The 18,801-nt window shown below is 62.2% G+C and carries 18 protein-coding genes and 1 riboswitch; of the genes, 9 read left to right on the top strand and 9 right to left on the bottom strand.

Translation table 11 applies throughout. From position 1 onward, the window contains the following. Window positions 1-210: 210 nt before the first annotated feature. The 4 genes from AB5Y80_RS03255 to AB5Y80_RS03240 all read right to left on the bottom strand — a co-directional run bounded on the left by AB5Y80_RS03255 (window position 211) and on the right by AB5Y80_RS03240 (window position 2,755). A complete protein-coding gene (locus AB5Y80_RS03255) occupies window positions 211-363 on the bottom strand; it encodes a hypothetical protein (protein WP_010673158.1) in 153 nt (50 codons plus the stop codon). 35 nt (window positions 364-398) lie between these two features. After that, window positions 399-1,508, bottom strand: coding sequence for an MJ1255/VC2487 family glycosyltransferase (locus tag AB5Y80_RS03250; protein ID WP_029313827.1), 1,110 nt, complete (start codon window positions 1,506-1,508; stop codon window positions 399-401). After that, window positions 1,505-2,008: a phosphatase PAP2 family protein gene (locus AB5Y80_RS03245; protein ID WP_039041177.1), complete on the bottom strand. Its 504-nt coding sequence runs from the start codon at window positions 2,006-2,008 to the stop codon at window positions 1,505-1,507. Before AB5Y80_RS03245 ends, AB5Y80_RS03250 begins: the two co-directional genes overlap by 4 nt. A 123-nt stretch (window positions 2,009-2,131) precedes the next feature. Further along, a complete protein-coding gene (locus AB5Y80_RS03240) occupies window positions 2,132-2,755 on the bottom strand; it encodes a TetR/AcrR family transcriptional regulator (protein WP_010673155.1) in 624 nt (207 codons plus the stop codon). Window positions 2,756-3,160: 405 nt separating this feature from the next. Between AB5Y80_RS03240 and leuA the strand changes: the two genes are divergently transcribed. The 5 genes from leuA (at window position 3,161) to AB5Y80_RS03215 (ending at window position 9,091) form a co-directional block, all read left to right on the top strand. Beyond that, a complete protein-coding gene (gene leuA, locus AB5Y80_RS03235) occupies window positions 3,161-4,723 on the top strand; it encodes a 2-isopropylmalate synthase (RefSeq protein WP_010673154.1) in 1,563 nt (520 codons plus the stop codon). A gap of 111 nt (window positions 4,724-4,834) precedes the next feature. Then, window positions 4,835-5,920 (top strand): 3-isopropylmalate dehydrogenase, encoded by a 1,086-nt coding sequence (gene leuB, locus AB5Y80_RS03230; RefSeq protein WP_041211114.1) that lies wholly within the window; start codon window positions 4,835-4,837, stop codon window positions 5,918-5,920. Between the two features lie 32 nt (window positions 5,921-5,952). Beyond that, window positions 5,953-7,350, top strand: a complete 1,398-nt coding sequence (gene leuC / locus AB5Y80_RS03225) for a 3-isopropylmalate dehydratase large subunit (RefSeq protein ID WP_323917013.1) — start codon at window positions 5,953-5,955, stop codon at window positions 7,348-7,350. Between the two features lie 99 nt (window positions 7,351-7,449). Then, a complete protein-coding gene (gene leuD / locus AB5Y80_RS03220) occupies window positions 7,450-8,049 on the top strand; it encodes a 3-isopropylmalate dehydratase small subunit (RefSeq protein WP_368172512.1) in 600 nt (199 codons plus the stop codon). A gap of 112 nt (window positions 8,050-8,161) precedes the next feature. Beyond that, complete coding sequence (locus tag AB5Y80_RS03215) at window positions 8,162-9,091, top strand: transglutaminase domain-containing protein (protein WP_323902565.1); 930 nt, start codon at window positions 8,162-8,164, stop codon at window positions 9,089-9,091. A 51-nt stretch (window positions 9,092-9,142) separates the two neighbouring features. Here AB5Y80_RS03215 and AB5Y80_RS03210 read toward each other — a convergent pair whose 3' ends face one another. Further along, entirely contained in the window at window positions 9,143-9,433 is a 291-nt protein-coding gene (locus AB5Y80_RS03210) for a PilZ domain-containing protein (RefSeq protein WP_039041182.1), read from the bottom strand. 91 nt (window positions 9,434-9,524) lie between these two features. Beyond that, a riboswitch (TPP riboswitch) is annotated at window positions 9,525-9,615 on the top strand. Window positions 9,616-9,698: 83 nt separating this feature from the next. On the opposite strand from AB5Y80_RS03210, the gene thiB reads away from it, so the two are divergent. The 4 genes from thiB (at window position 9,699) to AB5Y80_RS03190 (ending at window position 13,312) form a co-directional block, all read left to right on the top strand. Beyond that, window positions 9,699-10,679, top strand: a complete 981-nt coding sequence (gene thiB / locus AB5Y80_RS03205) for a thiamine ABC transporter substrate binding subunit (protein ID WP_368172511.1) — start codon at window positions 9,699-9,701, stop codon at window positions 10,677-10,679. Then, the gene (gene thiP / locus AB5Y80_RS03200) at window positions 10,655-12,283 is read left to right on the top strand and encodes a thiamine/thiamine pyrophosphate ABC transporter permease (RefSeq protein WP_042016674.1); all 1,629 of its coding nucleotides are present in this window, start codon (window positions 10,655-10,657) and stop codon (window positions 12,281-12,283) included. The genes thiB and thiP overlap by 25 nt, the downstream gene beginning before the upstream one ends. Window positions 12,284-12,424: 141 nt before the next feature. Beyond that, complete coding sequence (gene thiQ, locus AB5Y80_RS03195) at window positions 12,425-13,135, top strand: thiamine ABC transporter ATP-binding protein (protein WP_039041185.1); 711 nt, start codon at window positions 12,425-12,427, stop codon at window positions 13,133-13,135. Between the two features lie 15 nt (window positions 13,136-13,150). Beyond that, window positions 13,151-13,312 carry a hypothetical protein gene (locus tag AB5Y80_RS03190; RefSeq protein ID WP_180321335.1) on the top strand — a complete coding sequence of 54 codons (162 nt, stop codon included), beginning with the start codon at window positions 13,151-13,153 and terminating at the stop codon, window positions 13,310-13,312. 66 nt (window positions 13,313-13,378) lie between these two features. Here the strand turns inward: AB5Y80_RS03190 and AB5Y80_RS03185 are convergent, their stop codons facing one another. The 4 genes from AB5Y80_RS03185 to AB5Y80_RS03170 all read right to left on the bottom strand — a co-directional run bounded on the left by AB5Y80_RS03185 (window position 13,379) and on the right by AB5Y80_RS03170 (window position 18,453). After that, on the bottom strand, window positions 13,379-14,749 hold the full coding sequence (locus AB5Y80_RS03185) for a PhoH family protein (protein ID WP_010673145.1): 1,371 nt from the start codon (window positions 14,747-14,749) through the stop codon (window positions 13,379-13,381). A 206-nt stretch (window positions 14,750-14,955) separates the two neighbouring features. Beyond that, window positions 14,956-15,639 (bottom strand): hypothetical protein, encoded by a 684-nt coding sequence (locus tag AB5Y80_RS03180; protein ID WP_010673144.1) that lies wholly within the window; start codon window positions 15,637-15,639, stop codon window positions 14,956-14,958. Window positions 15,640-15,648: 9 nt separating this feature from the next. Beyond that, complete coding sequence (locus AB5Y80_RS03175; protein ID WP_010673143.1) at window positions 15,649-17,796, bottom strand: adenosylcobalamin-dependent ribonucleoside-diphosphate reductase; 2,148 nt, start codon at window positions 17,794-17,796, stop codon at window positions 15,649-15,651. Window positions 17,797-18,000: 204 nt separating this feature from the next. Next, entirely contained in the window at window positions 18,001-18,453 is a 453-nt protein-coding gene (locus AB5Y80_RS03170; protein WP_029313820.1) for a pullulanase, read from the bottom strand. Between the last annotated feature and the right edge of the window lie 348 nt (window positions 18,454-18,801).

Raw genomic sequence — 18,801 nt, 5'->3', positions numbered from 1 at the left:
TAACCCGCCCGTGAACGCTTGTCCACGGCTTTGTCTGGCCATAACAGTCATAAATTTCAAACAGCTATTAACATTCAGTGACTTGGCCACCAGACGGGCAACAAAGAGGGGCCCTGGGGGGAACAACCAGCGGATCATGCTGCCCGCGTCGGTCAGGAACAAAATAAACGGCCCACCCCGAGGGGGTGGGCCGTCAAAAACTGGCTGGTTTCACTGCTCGTCTTCGGGTTCTGCCAGCCAGATCTGCTGATCCGGATCCGTCTCTTCGCAGACCGAGATGCTGACACCCATGTCGAGCAGCTCATGCAGGGTGAGATTGTCTGCCAGGGTCATGGTGTCGCCGTTTTCATTGGTAAAGCGCATGGTGTCCGTCCTCTCCGTGGTGGGATCGACTCAGTTTAGTCAAAGGCGCTGAGTTGGGATAACCAGGGACGCTCCTGGCCGGTGCGGCTGGCAAGCTCCCCCAGGCTGTCACACACCTCCTCCGGAAAGAGAGTCCTGCCCCAGAGGCGGCGGGAGAGCGCCCCCACCTCCTCCCCTGCCCCGGCCAGCAACCAGTCGGCCAGCTCTCCTGCCACATCGGGATAGCGTACCCTGCCAGGAGAAGGGGCCTCCAGCCAGCTTCGCACCGCATTGGCATCCAGGCTGTCCATCAACTGGGCCAGCCCCATCAGCTCCAGGGTCCTGCCGTTGGTCAACTGCTCGAACTGGCCACCCAGGGGTTTGACCAGCAGCTTCTTGCCAAGGGAGAGCGCCTCGGAGGCAAGCTCGAATCCCGCATTGCTGATGACCCCGCGACAACCGGCCAGCGCCAGCTTGAACCCCTCTCTGGCCTGAGGTTCAAAGCGGATGTTGCGCCACTCGCTGCGCTTGCGCACCTCGGGATGGAAGCAGATGAACGACTGCGTGCTGAAACGCGACAACAGGGCCGCGATCGTCTCTGTCTGCTCGAATGGCAGATAGACCAGGATCTGCTGGTTGTCCGGCACCGGCTCGAGGGGATCGACGATGGGAGGCAGCAGGGGCTGGCCGAAATGGAACCAGTGCAGTCCCAGGGACTGGCGTACCGGCGCAAAATGGCGCATCAGCTGGCGGTTGAAGCCGCTCTCTCCCCAACGTGGGATCGGCCAGTCGAAGCTCGCCTGATGGCTGATGGTGAGGCTGGGTTTGCCCCAGCGGCGAGCAGCATGGGCACTGAGCGGCTCGAAGTCGCTGATGACCAGATCGTACTCGCGACAATCGAGGGCACGCAGATCTTGCCAGAAACGCAGGGGAGAGAGTCCCTTGAGGGTGCGCCAGCCCGAGATGCGCCCCTGATGGCTGGCGAAAGTGATACCGGGGAAGGTGCGATAATCCCCGAACTCCCCCATCTCGAAGTAGCCGTCGGCGGCGCGCCCGCTGAACAGATAGTCCACCGCCACGCCCCTGCTCTTCAATGCGCGTGCCAGGGTCCGGCTGCGACTGATATGACCGTTGCCGGTCCCCTGAACGCCGAACAGTATCCTCATCCCTGGCTCCAACCCAGCGCCCAGAGGGCGCAACCACCGCCAAGCAGCGCCCCGGCCACCAGATCACTCAGATAATGCACCCCGAGCAGCAGCCGAGACGCCCCCACCAGCGCGGCCCAGACAAACAGCAGCGGTGCCCAGAGCGGGAAACTGGCGGCCAGTACGGTCGCCATCAGAAAGGCGGCCGCGGTATGGCCCGAGGGCAGGCTGTAACGATCCGACGGGGTGATGAAGACAGGCAGCCCTGCCGGGCGCTGGCGTTTGAGGGCATTCTTGAGCAGCAGGTAGAGCGGCAACTCGAGGGCAAACGCCCAGAGCGCCACCCTGACCGCCTCCTGCCCGGCGCTCCCCTGCCACCAGAGCAGGCAGGCCGCCACGGCATAGAGGGGGCCGTCACCGGTACGGGAGACAAGCCGGCTTATCCTGGCCTGCGGCTGATTGTAGGGGTGGAGCAGGCAGACACGGCACACCCGCAGGTCCCATTGCTGGATCTTGTTCATCACGGCCCTCCCTTGCATCCTGAGTGCAGACTAGGAGGGCGGCATGACACTTCGTTGACGCCCAGATAACAGATTGATGAAAAAGGGCCCAGGGGCCCTTTTTCATCCGTCATCCCGAAAAAGTCAGTTCAGGGCACCGCGCAGGCCGTTTTCCATCAGGCGGCAGTTGTGGGCCGCGAGGCGGCTCATGAAGTGCTCGTCCACCGTCAGACCAAACACCTGTTCGTAGAGATCCTTCATCACGAAAGGCTGCCACATCATGCTGAGGAAGGAGATCTTCAGCATCTCGGGGTCCAGGTTGTCCGCCAGCTGGCCGTTGGAGCGCATGGATTCGAGCAGGGCATCGAACTGGGGAAGTTGGCGATCCAGCAGGCGGCTCAGCACAAAATCACGCCCCGGGCTCTTTTCAGTGGACAATGCGCTGGAGATGGCGGAAGTCAGCTCGCTGTTGGGCGCCATCACCTGATAGTAGGTGTTGAGCAGATCGGTCAGGCTGCGGTTGCTGCTCTCGTCGTGCCAGGCTTGCTCAAGGGGCTCGGCCACATCCCCCAGCACCGCCTTGTAGAGGCCTTCCTTGCTGCCGAAGTAATAGTGGATCATCGCCAGATTGGAGCCTGCCAGCTCGGCAATCTCGCGGGTCGTCACCTTGCTGTAGGGGGTGTTGAGAAAACGTTCGCGTGCGGCGGCAAGCAGCTTGTCACGAATGTCGGAACGTCCGACTGGACGGCCAGGTCTGCGTTTTTCCATGGAATACCTCAGATAATTCAGCAAGGGCTGATAAGTCGATCTGATTGTGCGGGTGATCGAGTACAGCAGGAATGACCAGATAATCAGGCATGAACCGAATATGGGACAAGAGAATTTGCACTCCTTTACAATCCGATTAAATAAACCAGTGGATTGAACCTGTCCATTCCGGTTGACACAGCATAAAAATCTCGTTATTGGTAGTAGCGTTATCGACTGGAAGGATTGAGACATCATGCGTATTGCCGCTCCGCTACTACTGCTCTCCCTAATCGCGACTCCTCGCGCGGGATCCTTGTAGCCGGGCTAAGGCATAGCCGGAATTTACAGAAACCCGTGCACCCCGCACGGGTTTTTTTATGCCATGCAGGATGCACGCAGCGAACTTAGGAAGAGGGAAGTCACATGTCAGATCGGGTCATCATATTCGACACCACCTTGCGTGATGGTGAGCAGGCGCTGTCGGCCAGCTTGACGGTCAAGGAGAAGCTGCAGATCGCCCAGGCGCTGGAGCGGCTCGGTGTCGATATCATGGAAGTGGGTTTCCCCGTCTCCTCCCCCGGCGATTTTCAATCGGTTCAGACCATCGCCCGCCACATCAAGAACAGCCGGGTCTGCGCCCTGGCTCGCGCCCTGCAAAAAGACATCGATGCCGCCGGCGAAGCCTTGAAAGTGGCAGAGGCGTTTCGCATCCATACCTTCATCTCCACCTCCTCCATCCACGTGGAGAGCAAGCTGAAAAAGAGCTTCGAAGACGTGCTGGAGATGGGGGTCGGCGCCATCAAGCACGCCTTGCGCTACACCGATGACGTGGAGTTCTCCTGCGAAGATGCGGGCCGCACCCCGATAGACAACCTGTGCCGCATGGTGGAAGCCGCCATCAAGGCCGGCGCCCGCACCATCAACATTCCTGACACCGTGGGCTACACGGTGCCGACCGAATTCTCCGGCATCATCCACACCCTGTTCAACCGGGTACCCAACATCGACAAGGCCATCATCTCGGTGCACTGCCACGACGATCTGGGCCTCTCGGTGGCCAACTCCATCAGTGCCGTGCAGATGGGGGCCCGCCAGATCGAGTGCACCATCAACGGCATCGGCGAGCGTGCTGGCAACTGCTCTCTGGAAGAGGTCGCGATGATCCTGAAGACCCGCGCCGACCTGCTCGGGGTACACACCAACATTCGCCACAGCGAGATCCATCGCACCAGCACCCTCGTCAGTCAAATCTGCAACATGCCGGTGCAGCCCAACAAGGCCATCGTCGGCGCCAACGCCTTCTCCCACAGCTCAGGCATCCACCAGGACGGGGTGCTCAAGGCGAAGAACACCTATGAAATCATCACCCCCGAGAGCATCGGTCTCACCCAGAACAACCTCAACATGACCTCCCGCTCCGGCCGCCACGTCATCAAGCACCGGATGGAGTCCATGGGCTACGCCGAGAGCAGCTACGACCTCGACGATCTCTACGCCAAGTTCCTCACCCTGGCCGACAAGAAGGGCCAGGTGTTCGACTACGATCTGGAGGCCCTCGCCTTCTTCAGCCAGATCCACGAGGAGCCCGAGCACTTCAAGCTGGAGTACCTCGGCGTGCAGAGCGGCAGCTCGGTGCTCGCCACCGCCTCGGTCAAGCTCAAGGTAGGCCAGGATCTGGTGTGCGAGGCCGCCACCGGCAACGGCCCGGTGGATGCGGTCTACCAGTGCATCAACCGCATCACCGGCTACGAGATCCGCATCGATAAATACGAACTCAAGGGCAAGGGCGAGGGCAAGAACGCCCTCGGCCAGGTGGACATCGTCGCCGAATACAAGGGGCGCAAGTTCCACGGCATGGGGCTGGCCACCGACATCATCGAATCCTCGGCCCAGGCCCTGGTCCACGTGATCAACAGCATCTGGCGCGCGGACCAGGTGGCCGAGCAGATGGAGCGCAACCACACCATCAAATCGGAAACCGTCTGAGCCCGCCGCCGGACAAGATGACAGCATGACATGGGGAGGACCGGGGCCAGAGCAGTGGCCCGGACCGGCCTCCCGGATGAAACGGAATCACACTATCAAGACGGAGAGAGTATGAGCAGTTATCGGATCGCAGTATTGCCGGGTGACGGCATTGGCCCGGAAGTGATGGCAGAGGCCATCAAGGTACTGGAAAAGGTGCAGACCAAATTCGGCTTCTCCCTCGACTATGACCGTCACGACGTCGGCGGCATCGCCATCGACAACCACGGCACACCGCTGCCCCAGAGCACGATCAAAGGCTGCGAAGCGGCCGATGCGGTGCTGTTCGGATCGGTGGGCGGCCCCAAGTGGGAGCACCTGCCGCCCAACGATCAGCCGGAGCGCGGCGCCCTGCTGCCCCTGCGTGCCCACTTCAAACTGTTCTGCAACCTGCGCCCGGCCCGCATCTACACCGGTCTGGAGCAGTTCTCCCCGCTGCGTGCCGACATCTCCGATCGCGGTTTTGACATCGCCTGCGTGCGCGAGCTGACCGGCGGCATCTATTTCGGCCAGCCCAAGGGGCGTGAAGGGGAAGGCGCCACCGAGAAGGCCTTCGACACCGAGGTGTACCACCGCTTCGAGATCGAGCGCATCGCCAAGATAGCGTTTGAATCGGCCCGGGTGCGCAAGGCCAGGGTCACCTCCATCGACAAGGCCAACGTGCTCGCCTCCTCCATCCTGTGGCGCGAGGTGGTGACCGAGGTCGCCAAGTCCTACCCGGACGTGGCCCTGAACCACATGTACATCGACAACGCCACCATGCAGCTCATCAAGGATCCGTCCCAGTTCGACGTGCTGCTCTGCTCCAACCTGTTCGGTGACATCCTCTCCGACGAGTGCGCCATGATCACCGGCTCCATGGGCCTGCTCCCCTCCGCCAGCCTCAACGAATCCGGCTTCGGTCTGTTCGAGCCGGCCGGTGGCTCGGCCCCGGATATCGCCGGCAAGGGGATTGCGAATCCCATCGCCCAGATCCTCTCCGCCGCCCTGATGCTGCGTTACAGTCTCGGCCAGGAAGCCGCCGCCCAGGCCATCGAGCAGGCCGTGGCCCAGACCCTGGCAGAAGGCTATTTCACCGCCGACCTGCATCAGGCCAGCGCCACGCACCCGGTGCAGAGCACGGCCGACATGGGCAGCCAGATCGCCGCGCGCATCTGACCCCACGGCATCGATAACAAGGAAACCGAGCAATGTCCAAGACCCTCTATCAGAAAGTGTTCGACGCCCACGTGGTGCGGGAAGTGGAAGGGGAAACCCCTCTCATCTACATCGACCGTCATCTGGTGCATGAAGTGACCAGCCCCCAGGCATTCGACGGCCTGCGCGCCATGAACCGCCAGCTGCGTCGCCCGGATCTGACCTGGGCCACCATGGATCACAACGTCTCCACCACCACCAAGGACATCGCCGCCTCCGGTGAGATGGCACGCATCCAGATGGAGACGCTCGCCGCCAACTGCAAGGCGTTCGGGGTTCGTCTCTATGACTTGAACCACAAGTACCAGGGCATCGTCCACGTGATGGGCCCCGAGCTCGGCATCACATTGCCCGGCACCACCATCGTCTGCGGTGACTCCCACACCGCCACCCACGGCGCCTTCGGGTCGCTCGCATTCGGTATCGGCACCTCCGAAGTGGAACACGTGATGGCCACCCAGACCCTGAAACAGGGCCGTGCCAGGACCATGCGTATCTCTGTCAACGGCAAGCTGGCCGCAGGCATCAGCGCCAAGGACGTGGTGCTCGCCATCATCGGCAAGGTAGGTCATGCAGGCGGGACCGGCTACGTGGTGGAGTTCGCCGGTGAAGCCATCGAGGGGCTCACCATGGAAGGGCGCATGACGGTGTGCAACATGGCCATCGAGCTCGGCGCCAAAGCGGGCATGATTGCCCCCGACCAGACCACCATCGACTACATCCGTGGCAAGGAGTTCGCTCCCAAGGGGGAGGAGCTGGAACAGGCCATCGCCTACTGGCTGACCCTCAAGAGCGACGAAGGTGCCCACTTCGACGCCGAAGTGGTGCTCGACGCCGCCGACATCGCCCCGCAAGTGACCTGGGGCACCAACCCGGGCCAGGTGATTGCCGTCAATGAGCCCATCCCTGCACCGGAATCCTTCGCCGATCCGGTGGAGCAGCAGTCCGCCCGCAAGGCCCTCGCCTACATGGACCTGCAACCGGGCCAGAAGCTCTCCGACGTGGCCATCGACAAGGTGTTCATCGGTTCGTGCACCAACAGCCGCATCGAGGATCTGCGCGCGGCTGCCGCCATCGCCCGCGGTCGCAAGGTGGCCGCCGGGGTACAGGCCCTGGTGGTGCCGGGCTCCGAGCAGGTGAAGGCCCAGGCCGAGGCCGAGGGGCTGGACAAGATCTTCATCGAGGCAGGCTTTGAGTGGCGTTTGCCCGGCTGCTCCATGTGTCTGGCCATGAACAACGACCGGCTGCAACCGGGGGAGCGCTGCGCCTCCACCAGCAACCGCAACTTCGAGGGGCGTCAGGGTCGTGCCGGTCGCACCCACCTGGTGAGCCCGGCCATGGCCGCCGCCGCCGCCGTCACCGGCCGCTTCGCCGACATTCGCGCGCTGTAAGAGGGGTTGAGGATGAAAGCATTCAAACAACACGGACGGCTCTTCGCCGTCACCGACATCATCTTCGCCGACATTCGCGCACTGTAAGAGGGAACGTACATGACAGGTTTCAAACAGCATAAAGGGATCGTCGTTCCCCTCGACAGCGCCAACGTCGACACCGACGCCATCATTCCCAAGCAGTTCCTGCAGAAAGTGAACCGCATCGGCTTTGGCAAGCACCTGTTCCACGACTGGCGCTTCCTGGACGATGCAGGGGAGCAGCCCAACCCGGAGTTCGTGCTGAACAAGCCGCAATTCGCCGGTGCCAGCATCCTGTTGGCCCGCGAGAACTTCGGCTGCGGTTCGAGTCGCGAGCACGCCCCCTGGGCGCTGGCGGACTACGGCTTCAAGACCATGATCGCCCCGAGCTTTGCCGACATCTTCTACGGCAACGCCATCAACAACGGCATGGTGCCGGTTCGTCTGAAGGAGGAGGAGGTCGACGCCCTGTTCCAACTGGTCACCGCCCAGCCGGGTATCGAGATCGAAGTGGATCTGGAGGCCAACCAGGTGCGTGCAGGCAGCCTCACGTTCGGCTTCGAAATCGACGAGTTCCGTCGCTACTGTCTGCTCAACGGGCTGGATGCCATCGGTCTGACCCTGCAGCACGAGGCCGCCATCAGCGCCTTCGAGGCGAAGCAGCCAAGCTGGATTTGACGAACCTGCGACAAGAAAGCGAGTAGAATCAACAGGGAGCCGAGGCTCCCTGTTTTATTGTCGGGTCGCTGTACAAAGCCCGCCACCTCTGCATGTCCGACAGGAGACACCTATGTCCGCAAGGGGCGCCCTTTCATTGCTCTGCCTGCTGCTCAGCCTCCCGGCCCTGGGCGGACAGACCTCTTTCACCAACAGTGGCGGTCAGCTCAATGTCGGCTGGCAGGACAGAGAGGGCAAGGCGCAGCAGCTCAGCTACCGGCTGGAGGCGGGCAAGCTGCCCCCTCTCATCGCTTACCGTCCGGCCAGGATGCAGGAAGACGTACTGCAAAGCCTGCTGCAACAGGCCCCCCTGGCGTTCCCCGAGGTGCAGTTCTCCCTCGTTCGCCCCGCCATGAGCCTCAGCATCAAGAGCCGCAACGCCGACAAGGCGCGGGAAGCCTCCCAATGGGTCAAGCCCGAGCAGGCCAAACTGGAGACCGCCTGGCTCACGCAGCACTACTTCCAGCCCTTCACTGCCCCCGACGGCGCTCCCGCCATCAAGCAGGATCATGTGCGCATCGCCCTGGAGAGCCGGGACGAACTGGCCCCGTTGATGGAGCAGCTCAAGCAGGAAGGGGCCACCGAGACCGAGGCGCGCCAGAAGACGGTGGCCCACATGCTCGACTTCATCCAGGCCATCCCCTATCAACTGCTCGACAGCCAGTCGGGCCGCTCTGGCAAGGGGTTTCTGAGCCCGCGCCAGGTGCTGGAGCAGAACCGGGGGGATTGCGACAGCAAGGTGACCCTGATGGCCGCCCTGCTGGCCCAGGGGTATCCCGATCTCAAGCAGGCCATGGTGTTCGTGCCGGGACACGCCCTGCTGGGGGTGGCCCTGCCAGCCAAACCGGGGGAGGCCACCTTGAGCCGGGCGGGGGAGACCTACCTCCTGATGGAGCCGACCGGCCCGGCACAGCTGCCCATGGGCCAGCTCGCGCCCACCAGCAAGACGCTGGTCGACAGCGGCCAGTTGAGCGTGCAGCCGGTGCAGGATGAGGGGAAATGAGACAGGCCAGCCCATGGCTGGCCTGTCTCGAGGAGGACGGGCGCCCGGCTCTCAGGTGAGGGAGAGAAACTCCAGCGCCAGCAGGAGACCGTCTTCTTCCTCCAGCACCCGCACGATGCGGGCCTGGGCCTCGAAGGGAGGCAGAAGATTGCTGCTGGTCGCCAGGCTCACCCGGATGGGCTGGGCCAGATCGAACGCGTGCTTGTTCACCTCGACCCCCATGCCGTTGGCGCTGAGATCCCGGCAGACCCCCTCCAGCACCTGCTGATGCTGGAACAGGGTGACGGGGGCATTGATGACCATGCGCTGGAAGGCACGTCTTTCCTTGGTGCTGGTGATCACTGGGGACTTCCTCCTTGATGGTGGCTCGCACGATGCGGCCCACGAAACATAGTGCTGGCCTCCCCCCAGGAACGCCAATACAATGCGATGCGTTGCTCAAACGGGGTGCGGTTTACCGCTGAGATTATACCCGTGAACCTGATCCAGATAATGCTGGCGGAGGAATTTGAGGCATGGCGCGCGTTTTTTGTGCCCTCATCCGCCGGCGCTCACCACACGCGAGGTGCCATTGATGAGCACCCCGACACCCACAGGAGTGCCATTGATGAAGACCCTGCTGCTGATCGCCACCAGCCTGCTCTCTGCCCAGGCGTTTGCCGCCGACACCCTCACCGTCTACACCTACGGCTCCTTCGCCGCCGAATGGGGGCCGGGCCCCAAGATCAAGCAGGCCTTCGAGAAGGAGTGCGGCTGCACCCTCAATCTGGTGCCCCTCGAGGATGGCGTCGCCATCCTCAACCGGCTGCGGCTGGAAGGCCAGCACAGCAAGGCCGACATGGTGCTGGGGCTGGACGATGCCCTCATCAGCGAGGCCAAACAGAGCGGCCTGTTCGCCCCCCATTCCACCAGGCTCGATGGCCTCAAGGTGCCGGGTGGCTGGCAGGACGACACCTTTGTCCCCTATGACTACGGCTACTTCGCCTTCGTCTATGACAGCAACAAGCTCAAGCAGCCCCCCAAGAGCCTGAAGGAGCTGGTGGCGCGCCCCGATATCAAGGTGATCTATCAGGATCCCCGCACCTCCACCCCGGGTCAGGGCCTGATGCTCTGGATGAAGTCGGTCTACGGGGATGAGGCACCGACCGCCTGGGCGCAACTGGCCAAAAAGACGGTCACCGTCACCAAGGGGTGGTCAGAGGCCTACGGCATGTTCCTCGACGGCGAGGCGGACATGGTGCTCTCCTACACCACCTCCCCCGCCTATCACCTGATTGCCGAGAGCAAACCCCAGTACCGGGCAGCCGCGTTCGAGGAGGGTCACTACCGCCAGGTGGAAGTAGCAGCCAAGCTCAAGGGCGCCACACAGGGCAAACTGGCTGACCAGTTCCTGCAATTCATGGTGAGCCCCGCCTTCCAGAACGAGATCCCCGGCGGCAACTGGATGTATCCGGTGACAAACGTGGCGCTGCCCAAGGGGTTCGAACAGATGATCACCGTAGCTAAGCCACTCACCTTCAGCGCTGACGAGGTAGCCGCCAACCGCAAGGGGTGGATCCGCGAATGGCTGCAAGCCGTCACCCAGTGAGTTCAGGTCGTCGCACCCTCTGGTGGCTGCCCGGCAGTGCAGCCACCCTGGTCATCCTGCTGCTCTCCATTGGGCCGCTGGTCGCCCTGTTGTGGCAGGCGGGGGCCCTCTCCCCCCGCGCCCTGCTAGGCGATCCCTACCTGCGCCACGTGCTGGGTTTCAGCCTCTGGCAGGCACTGCTCTCCACCCTGCTGAGCCTGGGGCTTGCCATCCCGGTGGCCAGAGCCCTGGCGCGACGCCGTTTCACCGGACGCCGCCTGCTGCTCAAGCTCTTCGGCCTCTCCCTGGTGTTGCCGGTCATCATCGCCATCTTCGGCATGGTGGCGGTGCACGGTCGTCAGGGCTGGCTGCCGCAACTGCTGCACGGCCTAGGCCTGGATCCCGGAAACTATCTCTATGGCCTGTTCGGCATCCTGTTGGCCCATGTCTTCTTCAACATGCCGCTGGCCGCCCGCCTCATCCTGCAGAGCATAGAGAGCATCCCCGAGTCCTCCTGGCGCCTCGCCAGCCAGCTCGGCATGCGCTCCTCCCACATCTTCCGGCTGCTGGAGTGGCCGCTCATCCGCGGCATCTTGCCGGGGCTCGCCAGCCTCATCTTCATGCTCTGCTTCACCAGCTTCACCACAGTGCTGGCGCTCGGGGGCGGCCCCAAGTCCACCACACTGGAGGTGGCTGTCTACCAGGCGCTGCGCTTCGACTTCGATCTCGCCACCGCTGGCGGGCTCGCCCTGGTGCAACTGCTGCTGACCCTGGCCCTGCTCCTGCTGCAACACAAGCTGCAGACCACCCCGGCCAGTCGCCTCACCAGCCGTCGCCCCTGCCTGCGTCCCGACAGACACCAGAAGGGCAGCGCGCTGGTGGATGGCCTGGCCCTGACCATGGGGCTCGCCATCTTCCTGCCGCCCCTGCTGGCCATCGTGGTCGCCGGGTTCAACCCCGGTCTGCTGGCGGCGCTCGGCTCACCCCGGCTGTGGCAGGCAGGGGGGCAGTCCCTGGGCATAGCCCTGGCGGCAGGCTCCCTGGCCACTTTGCTCGGCGCCGGGCTGCTGCTCACCAGCCGGCATCTGAGGGTGCGGGATCGCAAACGGCGGGCCGCCGCCCTGTGGGAGGCCAGCGGCTCCATGATCCTGATGATCCCGGCGGTGGTGCTCTCCACCGGCCTCTTCATCCTGTTCATGCCTTTCACCGACGTCTTTGCCCTGGGCCCCTGGCTGGTGGTGCTGGTCAACGCCCTGATGGCGCTGCCCTATGTGCTGCGCACCCTCTCGGCCCCCATGCAACTGGTGGTGCGCCAGTACGATAGGCTGGCGGACAGCCTGGGGGTGCGCGGCCTGCATCGCCTGCGCCTGGTGGAGTGGCCCCTGCTGCGCCGTCCGCTGGCCCTGGCCATGGCGCTCTCGATGATATTGTCCCTAGGGGATCTCGGGGCCATCGCCATGTTCGGCAGCCAGACCCTCACTACCCTGCCCTGGCTGCTCTATCAGCAGCTCGGCAGCTACCGGCTGACCGAGGCGGCCGCCACCGCCCTGCTGCTGCTCACCCTCTGCTTCTCCCTGTTCTGGCTGGTGGAGCGGGGACTGGGAGGCAGGCATGTGGATCACTGATCCCCGGCGGCATTGCCGCCTCCCCGCCCCCAGGATCCGGCTGGGCACGTCCCTGGGGCGCCCCTTGGGGCAGTCACTCACGCTGCCTTTCATCAATTTTTCTTACTTGTTGTTCTATAAAACGACATTCAGGAGCCAAACATGCTGGTAATTGAGGAACTGGTCACCAGTTATCCCGACTGGCAGGTGACCTTCAGTGCGACCCTGCCCAAAGGGGAGATCACCGCCCTCATCGGTCCGAGCGGCGCCGGCAAGTCCACCCTGCTCGGCATGATCGCGGGCTTCGTGCCGGTGGAGTCGGGCACCCTCACCTTCGACGGCCAGGATCTGCTGTCACTGGGCCCCGCCGAGCGCCCGGTCACCACCCTGTTCCAGGATCACAACCTCTTCCTGCACCTGTCGGTGTTCGACAACATCGCCATCGGCCTGCATCCCGGCCTGCGCTTGAATCCGGCCCAGAAAAGGCTGGTGCAGGAGGCCGCTGACAAGGTGGGCCTGGGGGAGATGCTGACGCGCCTGCCGGAGCAGCTCTCCGGCGGCCAGCAGCAGCGGGTGGGGCTGGCCCGCGCCCTGGTGCGGGGCAGGCCGCTGCTGCTGCTGGACGAGCCCTTCTCGGCCCTCGATCCGGCCCTGCGGCGGGAGATGCTGGCGGAGGTCGCCCGCCTCGCCTGCGAGCAGGGCATCACCGTGCTGATGGTCTCTCACAACCCCGAGGATGCCCAGCTCATCGCCGATCAGGTGCTCTTCATCGACGCGGGACGCATCGCCTTGCAGGGCAAGCCGGATATTCTGCACAGCAGCGATCACCCCGGGCTGCTGCGCTACCTGGGCCGCGCTCTGGCGCCACAGTGAAGGGCTGACAAGCTGATGGTCTCTCCCTGTCGTTCCCAGGAGGATGCCCAGCTCATCGCCGATCAGGTGCTCTTCATCGACACGGGACGTATCGCCTTGCAGGGCAAGCCGGATATCCTGCACAGCAGCGATCACCCCGGGCTGCTGCGCTACCTGGGCCGACCGAGAGAGGCATGAGATAGGCGGGATCAAAAAAGGGGAAGCCGTCCGGCTTCCCCTTTCTCATGCAGAGATCCCGTCAAATCAGAGGTTTTCCTCAGCAAACGAAGCCAGCCGGCTGCGCACCACCCCGTTCAGGAAGATGTTGGCACTGCCGTCGAAATCCTTGAACCGCTCGACGATGTAGGTCAGCCCCGAGGTCACCGGGCTCAGGTAGTTGGAGTCTATTTGAGCCAGGTTGCCGGAGCAGACGATCTTGGTCCCCTCACCGCAGCGGGTGATGATGGTCTTGATCTGGGACGCGGTCAGGTTCTGGCACTCGTCCAGCAGCACGAAGGTGTTCTGGATGCTGCGCCCGCGCATGAAGTTGACCGATTTGAACTGGATATTGGCCTTCTCCATGATGTAGCTGAGGGACCCGCTCATGTTCTCGTCCTGCTTGTGCAGCACCTCCAGAGTGTCGGTGACCGCCGCCAGCCAGGGCATCATCTTCTCTTCTTCGGTCCCGGGCAGGAAGCCGATGCTCTCGGCGATTTCCGGGGTATTGCGGGTGACGATCACCTTCTCGTAGATCCCCTTCTCGATCACCAGCTCCAGCGCCGCCGCCATGGCGAGCAGGGTCTTGCCGCAGCCCGCCGGGCCGGTCAGGATCACCAGGTCGATGTGCGGATCCAGCAGGGCATCCAGCGCCATGCCCTGATAGACGTTCTTGGGATGTACCCCCCAGGCCTTGCGGGACATCAGCCGCTCGCGGCCGAGATCTTTCAGGCGGATCTTGTTGCCGTCGTGGCTCAGCACCCGCGCGGCAAAGAAGTTCTCCTCGTCCAGGAGGTACTGGTTGACGTGGACTCCCTCCAGCAGGTTGGCATCGATGACGTGGACCGTATCGCGGCCATGGGTTTCGCTGTCGCACTCACCGACCCGCTCCCAGAAGCTGCCGGGCACCACCTGGAAGCCCTTGGCGAGCAGGCGGATGTCGTCGATGAGCTGGTCGCTGCGGTAATCCTCCACATGGGCAAGACCTGCTCCCTTGGCCTTGAGGCGCATGTTGATGTCTTTGGTGACCAGCACCACCTGACGCTTCATCTCGTGCTTTTGCAGGTAGAGGGCGGCGTTGATGATGCGGTTGTCCGCCTCCTTGTCGGTGAACACCTCGGCATCCTGGGGCAGATGGTGATCGCTGAAGATGGAGATACGGCCGCTCGCCTCGCCGGCCAGTGCCACTCCTTGCACTATCTGCTCCGGAGTCGCATCGCGGAACACATCTTCCAGGGCACGGATGGCGATGCGGGCATCACGGCTGACGTCCTTCTGGCGATCCTTGATGTTGTCGAGCTCTTCGAGCACCGTCATGGGGATGAGCACGTCGTGCTCTTTGAAGGAGTAGATGGCGAGGGGTTCGTGAAGCAGAACGTTGGTATCCAGGATAAACAGCTTTCGGTCCGTGTTGTCCATAAGCATCCTCCTTGGCACTGAAGGTGCCACGTGTGTGAATCTCAGATGTCATTGAAACCACACGGCCGTGACAGTTTTATTACCCCCAACGCTACGCCCGAATTTACCGGTGCGCAACAAATCGCTGCCATCATGGGCGTCGTTCGAACATAAAATCAGCAACGAAAAGGCCGGCATGTCGCCGGCCTTTGGTGGCAATCAGCACCTCAACCGCACTTGGAATCCCCGCAGTTGAGACAGGTCATGCAGCCATCCTTTTGCACCAGCGCCTTGGTGTGGCACTTGTAGCAGAGCGCGGCACTGGGTGGGAAACCGCTGCCCGCCGGCTGCTCTTCTGCCTGTTGCTGTGCCTGCAATTGCGCCTGCTTCTCGGCCAGGAACGCCTGCTGGTGCTCGTCCAGCCCGGGTACCTTGAGCATGCCTATCTCGGTGAGATGGGTTTCGATCACGTTGCCAATTTCGGCGATGAGCGAAGGCACGTACTTGCCCTTGTTCCAGTAACCCCCCTTGGGATCGAACACGGAGCGCAACTCCTCCACCAGAAAGGTGACGTCCCCTCCCTTGCGAAACACCGCCGAGATGATGCGGGTCAGCGCCACTATCCACTGATAGTGCTCCAGGCTCTTGGAGTTGATGAAGATCTCGAACGGGCGCCGGGTCTCGTGCACCGTGCCCTCGTTGAGAATGATGTCGTTGATGGTGATGAACAGCGAGTGCTCGGAGACGTGCTCCGGCGTCTTCAGCTTGTAGGTGGTGCCCATCAACCGTTCCGGGCGCAGCACGGTTTCATGCATGTGCACCACGTCATCCTGGGGCGTCGGCGCATCTTGCGGCTCATCCCGGGTTTTTACCTTGTAGGCGACGATTTTTCTGTCGATCTTCTTGACCATGTCTCGTCCTCAGAACTTGCCGTAATAGCCTTCTTTCAAGGCGTCATAAAGGTTGGCGGCGGTGTGCAGCTCGCCATCGTATTCGATCTCCTCGTTCCCCTTCGCCGTGATGACGGTGCCATCTTCCAGGGTGAACTCGTAACTGGTGTTCTCCAGATCCTTCTCCTTCACCAGCACGCCCTGGAAGGCGGCCGGGTTGAAGCGGAAGGTGGTACAGCCTTTGAGGCCGGAGTCCGAGGCATAGAGGTAGATATCCTTGAACTGCTCGAACGGAAAATCGGTCGGCACGTTGGCGGTCTTGGAGATGGAGGAGTCGATCCAGCGCTGGGCCGCCGCCTGGATATCCACATGCCCGGTCGGCGTGATGTCGTCTGCGGTGATGAAGTAATCCGGCAGGCGGCTACCCTCCTCCTCGGCATAGGGCATGGCGGCCGGATTCACCAGCTCGCGATAGGCCAGCAGCTCGAAGGAGTAGACATCCACGCTCTCCTTGCTCTTCTTGCCCGGCTTGATGACATTGCGGCTGTAGTGGTGGGCAAAGCTCGGCTCGATGCCGTTGCTGGCGTTGTTGGCGAGCGACAGGGAGATGGTACCGGTCGGCGCTATGCTGCTGTGATGGGTGAAGCGTCCGCCCACCTCGGCCAGCTCGGCTACCAGAGCGGGATCCACCTCGGCCACCTGCTGCATGTAGCGGCTGTAGCGGGCATGCAACACCTTGCCCTTCACCTTGTCGCCGAGCTTGATGCCATCTGCCGCCATTTCGGGGCGCAGACGCAGCATCTTGCCGGTGACTTCGAACTCCTGCTCCATGATGGGGGCCGGCCCCTTCTCCTTCGCCAGACGCAGAGACTCCTGCCAGCCGGTCATCGCCAGCTCCTGGGAGACCTGTTCGGTGAAGGCGACGGAGGCCGCAGAGCCGTACTTGATGCGCAGCATGGTGAGGGTCGAGCCCAGCCCCAGGAAGCCCATGCCGTGGCGACGCTTGGCGGTGATCTCCTCGCGCTGCTTGGCCAGCGGCAGCTGGTTTATCTCCACCACGTTGTCGAGCATGCGGGTGAAGATGGCCACCACCTTGCGAAACGCAGGCCAGTCGAATGCGGCCTGCTCGGTGAAGGGATCGCGCACGAAGGTGGTCAGGTTGACCGAGCCCAGCAGGCAGGCCCCATAGGGCGGCAGAGGCTGTTCACCGCAGGGGTTGGTGGCACGGATCTCTTCGCAGAACCAGTTGTTGTTCATCTGGTTCACCTTATCGATCAGGATGAAACCGGGCTCCGCATAGTCGTAGGTAGAGGTCATGATGACGTTCCACAGCTTGCGCGCGGGCAGGGTCTTGTAGACCTTGCAGGCCACCTGACCCAGCTCGTTGATCACCACACCCTCCTTGTTGGGCCAGTCCGCCCAGACCACCCTCGCAGGGTCATCCAGCGCGATGCCATCCTGCTCCACCTCCTTGGCGGTGTAGGGGAAGATCAGTTGCCAGGGGGCATCCTCCTTCACCGCACTGACGAACTCTTCCGTGATGAGCAGGGAGAGGTTGAATTGACGCAGGCGACCATCCTCCCGCTTGGCCTGGATGAACTCGACGACATCGGGGTGACGGATATCCATGGTGCCCATCTGGGCGCCACGACGGCCACCGGCAGAGGAGACGGTAAAGCACATCTTGTCGTAGATATCCATGAAGGAGAGCGGCCCGGAGGTATAGGCTCCCGCTCCCGAGACGAAGGCTCCGCGCGGTCGCAGGGTCGAGAAGTCGTAACCGATGCCGCAACCCGCCTTCAGGGTCAGGCCCGCCTCGTGCACCTTGCCGAGGATATCGTCCATCGAATCCTCAATGGTGCCGGAGACGGTGCAGTTGATGGTGGAGGTCGCCGGCTTGTGCTCAAACGCCCCGGCGTTGGAGGTGATACGGCCCGCCGGAATGGCACCATTGCGCAGGGCCCACAGGAAGGGTTCATACCAGGTGTCGGGTTCGCGCTCCTGCGCAGCCAGCGCGCGAGCGACACGCTGGTAGGTCTCGTCGATGGAGCCGTCGATGGGGGCGCCATCCTTGCTCTTGAGACGATACTTGCTGTCCCAGATCTCGAGAGACGTCTCCTGCAGAGGGATCTGGCGGCTGGCGGTGACGCCCTCCAGTACCGGAATGGATTTAGCCATGGTCAATCAACCTCCTGTGAATGGGACAATATCGTGACAAAAATACTACCAGTAGTAAATTTAAGGACTTAAAGCACAATATATTGTGATTTATCTGTCGTAAGGGCGCCGATTCTATCCTAAAAAAATGCCCCGGCCAGTAGATTTCTGGGCCAGGGCATTTAACCGGTTCAATTTCCGAGAGATTTAAAGCGAGAGACTATCTCAGGGTTTCTTGACGTATACGCTCGGTGTCTCACCCGCCATATTCAGATAGAACTCATAGACGCCATCCGCCTCGGGCGAGAACTTCATGTCCTCATACTTGGAGCACGGGTTGACCGGTACAGGTTCCCCGCCGAGCACGGCAACGCCATCGCTCGGGCTCTTGTAACCGAAGTTGGTGCCACAACTCCAGCCGGAGTCGGCAAACTTGAACTTGTAAGGAGCCCACTCTTTCTTGAGCGTCCCCTTGGCCATGTAGAGCTTGTCGGCAACCTTGACGACCTTGCTTTCGTCGGTGGCCATCCAGTCGTTCATCTCACCACGCAGGTAGATGGACTTGCCGCCGAAGTCGCTGTTGTCCGCCGCCGCCTGCTCTGCACCACCATTGGATGCGCAACCGCCTAATACCAGGGTTCCCGCCGCCAGCATCATCGTTACTGTTCTTTTGAACATGTGTCCATTCCTCAAATTATTGTGATTCCTTGGTCCATCGATGTGGACCCGGGAATTAAACCAGAGCAGGCATGACAAGAAAGGTAGAAGCATCACATTCTGTGCTTTTTATATCCAGAACGCGGGTCTTCGAATAGATATTGAGCAGAGACAGGCCACAAACACGTCGATATTGGCTGGGATGATGAATGCGAGTATCAGAAAACACGGCGGGAGACCGCACCATAGTGCCCGTTTGCCCTCCAGTGAGGGCTGAACTTCAGGCAATAAAAAACCCCGCTCGAGTGAGCGGGGTTTCTTGTATTGGGTGCCTGGCAGTGTCCTACTCTCGCATGGCGAATGCCACAC

This window comes from Aeromonas sp. R2-1, assembly GCF_040908425.1.
GTDB classification, from domain to species: Bacteria; Pseudomonadota; Gammaproteobacteria; order Enterobacterales; family Aeromonadaceae; genus Aeromonas; species Aeromonas caviae.
This window is presented reverse-complemented; position numbering and strand designations above follow the sequence as displayed.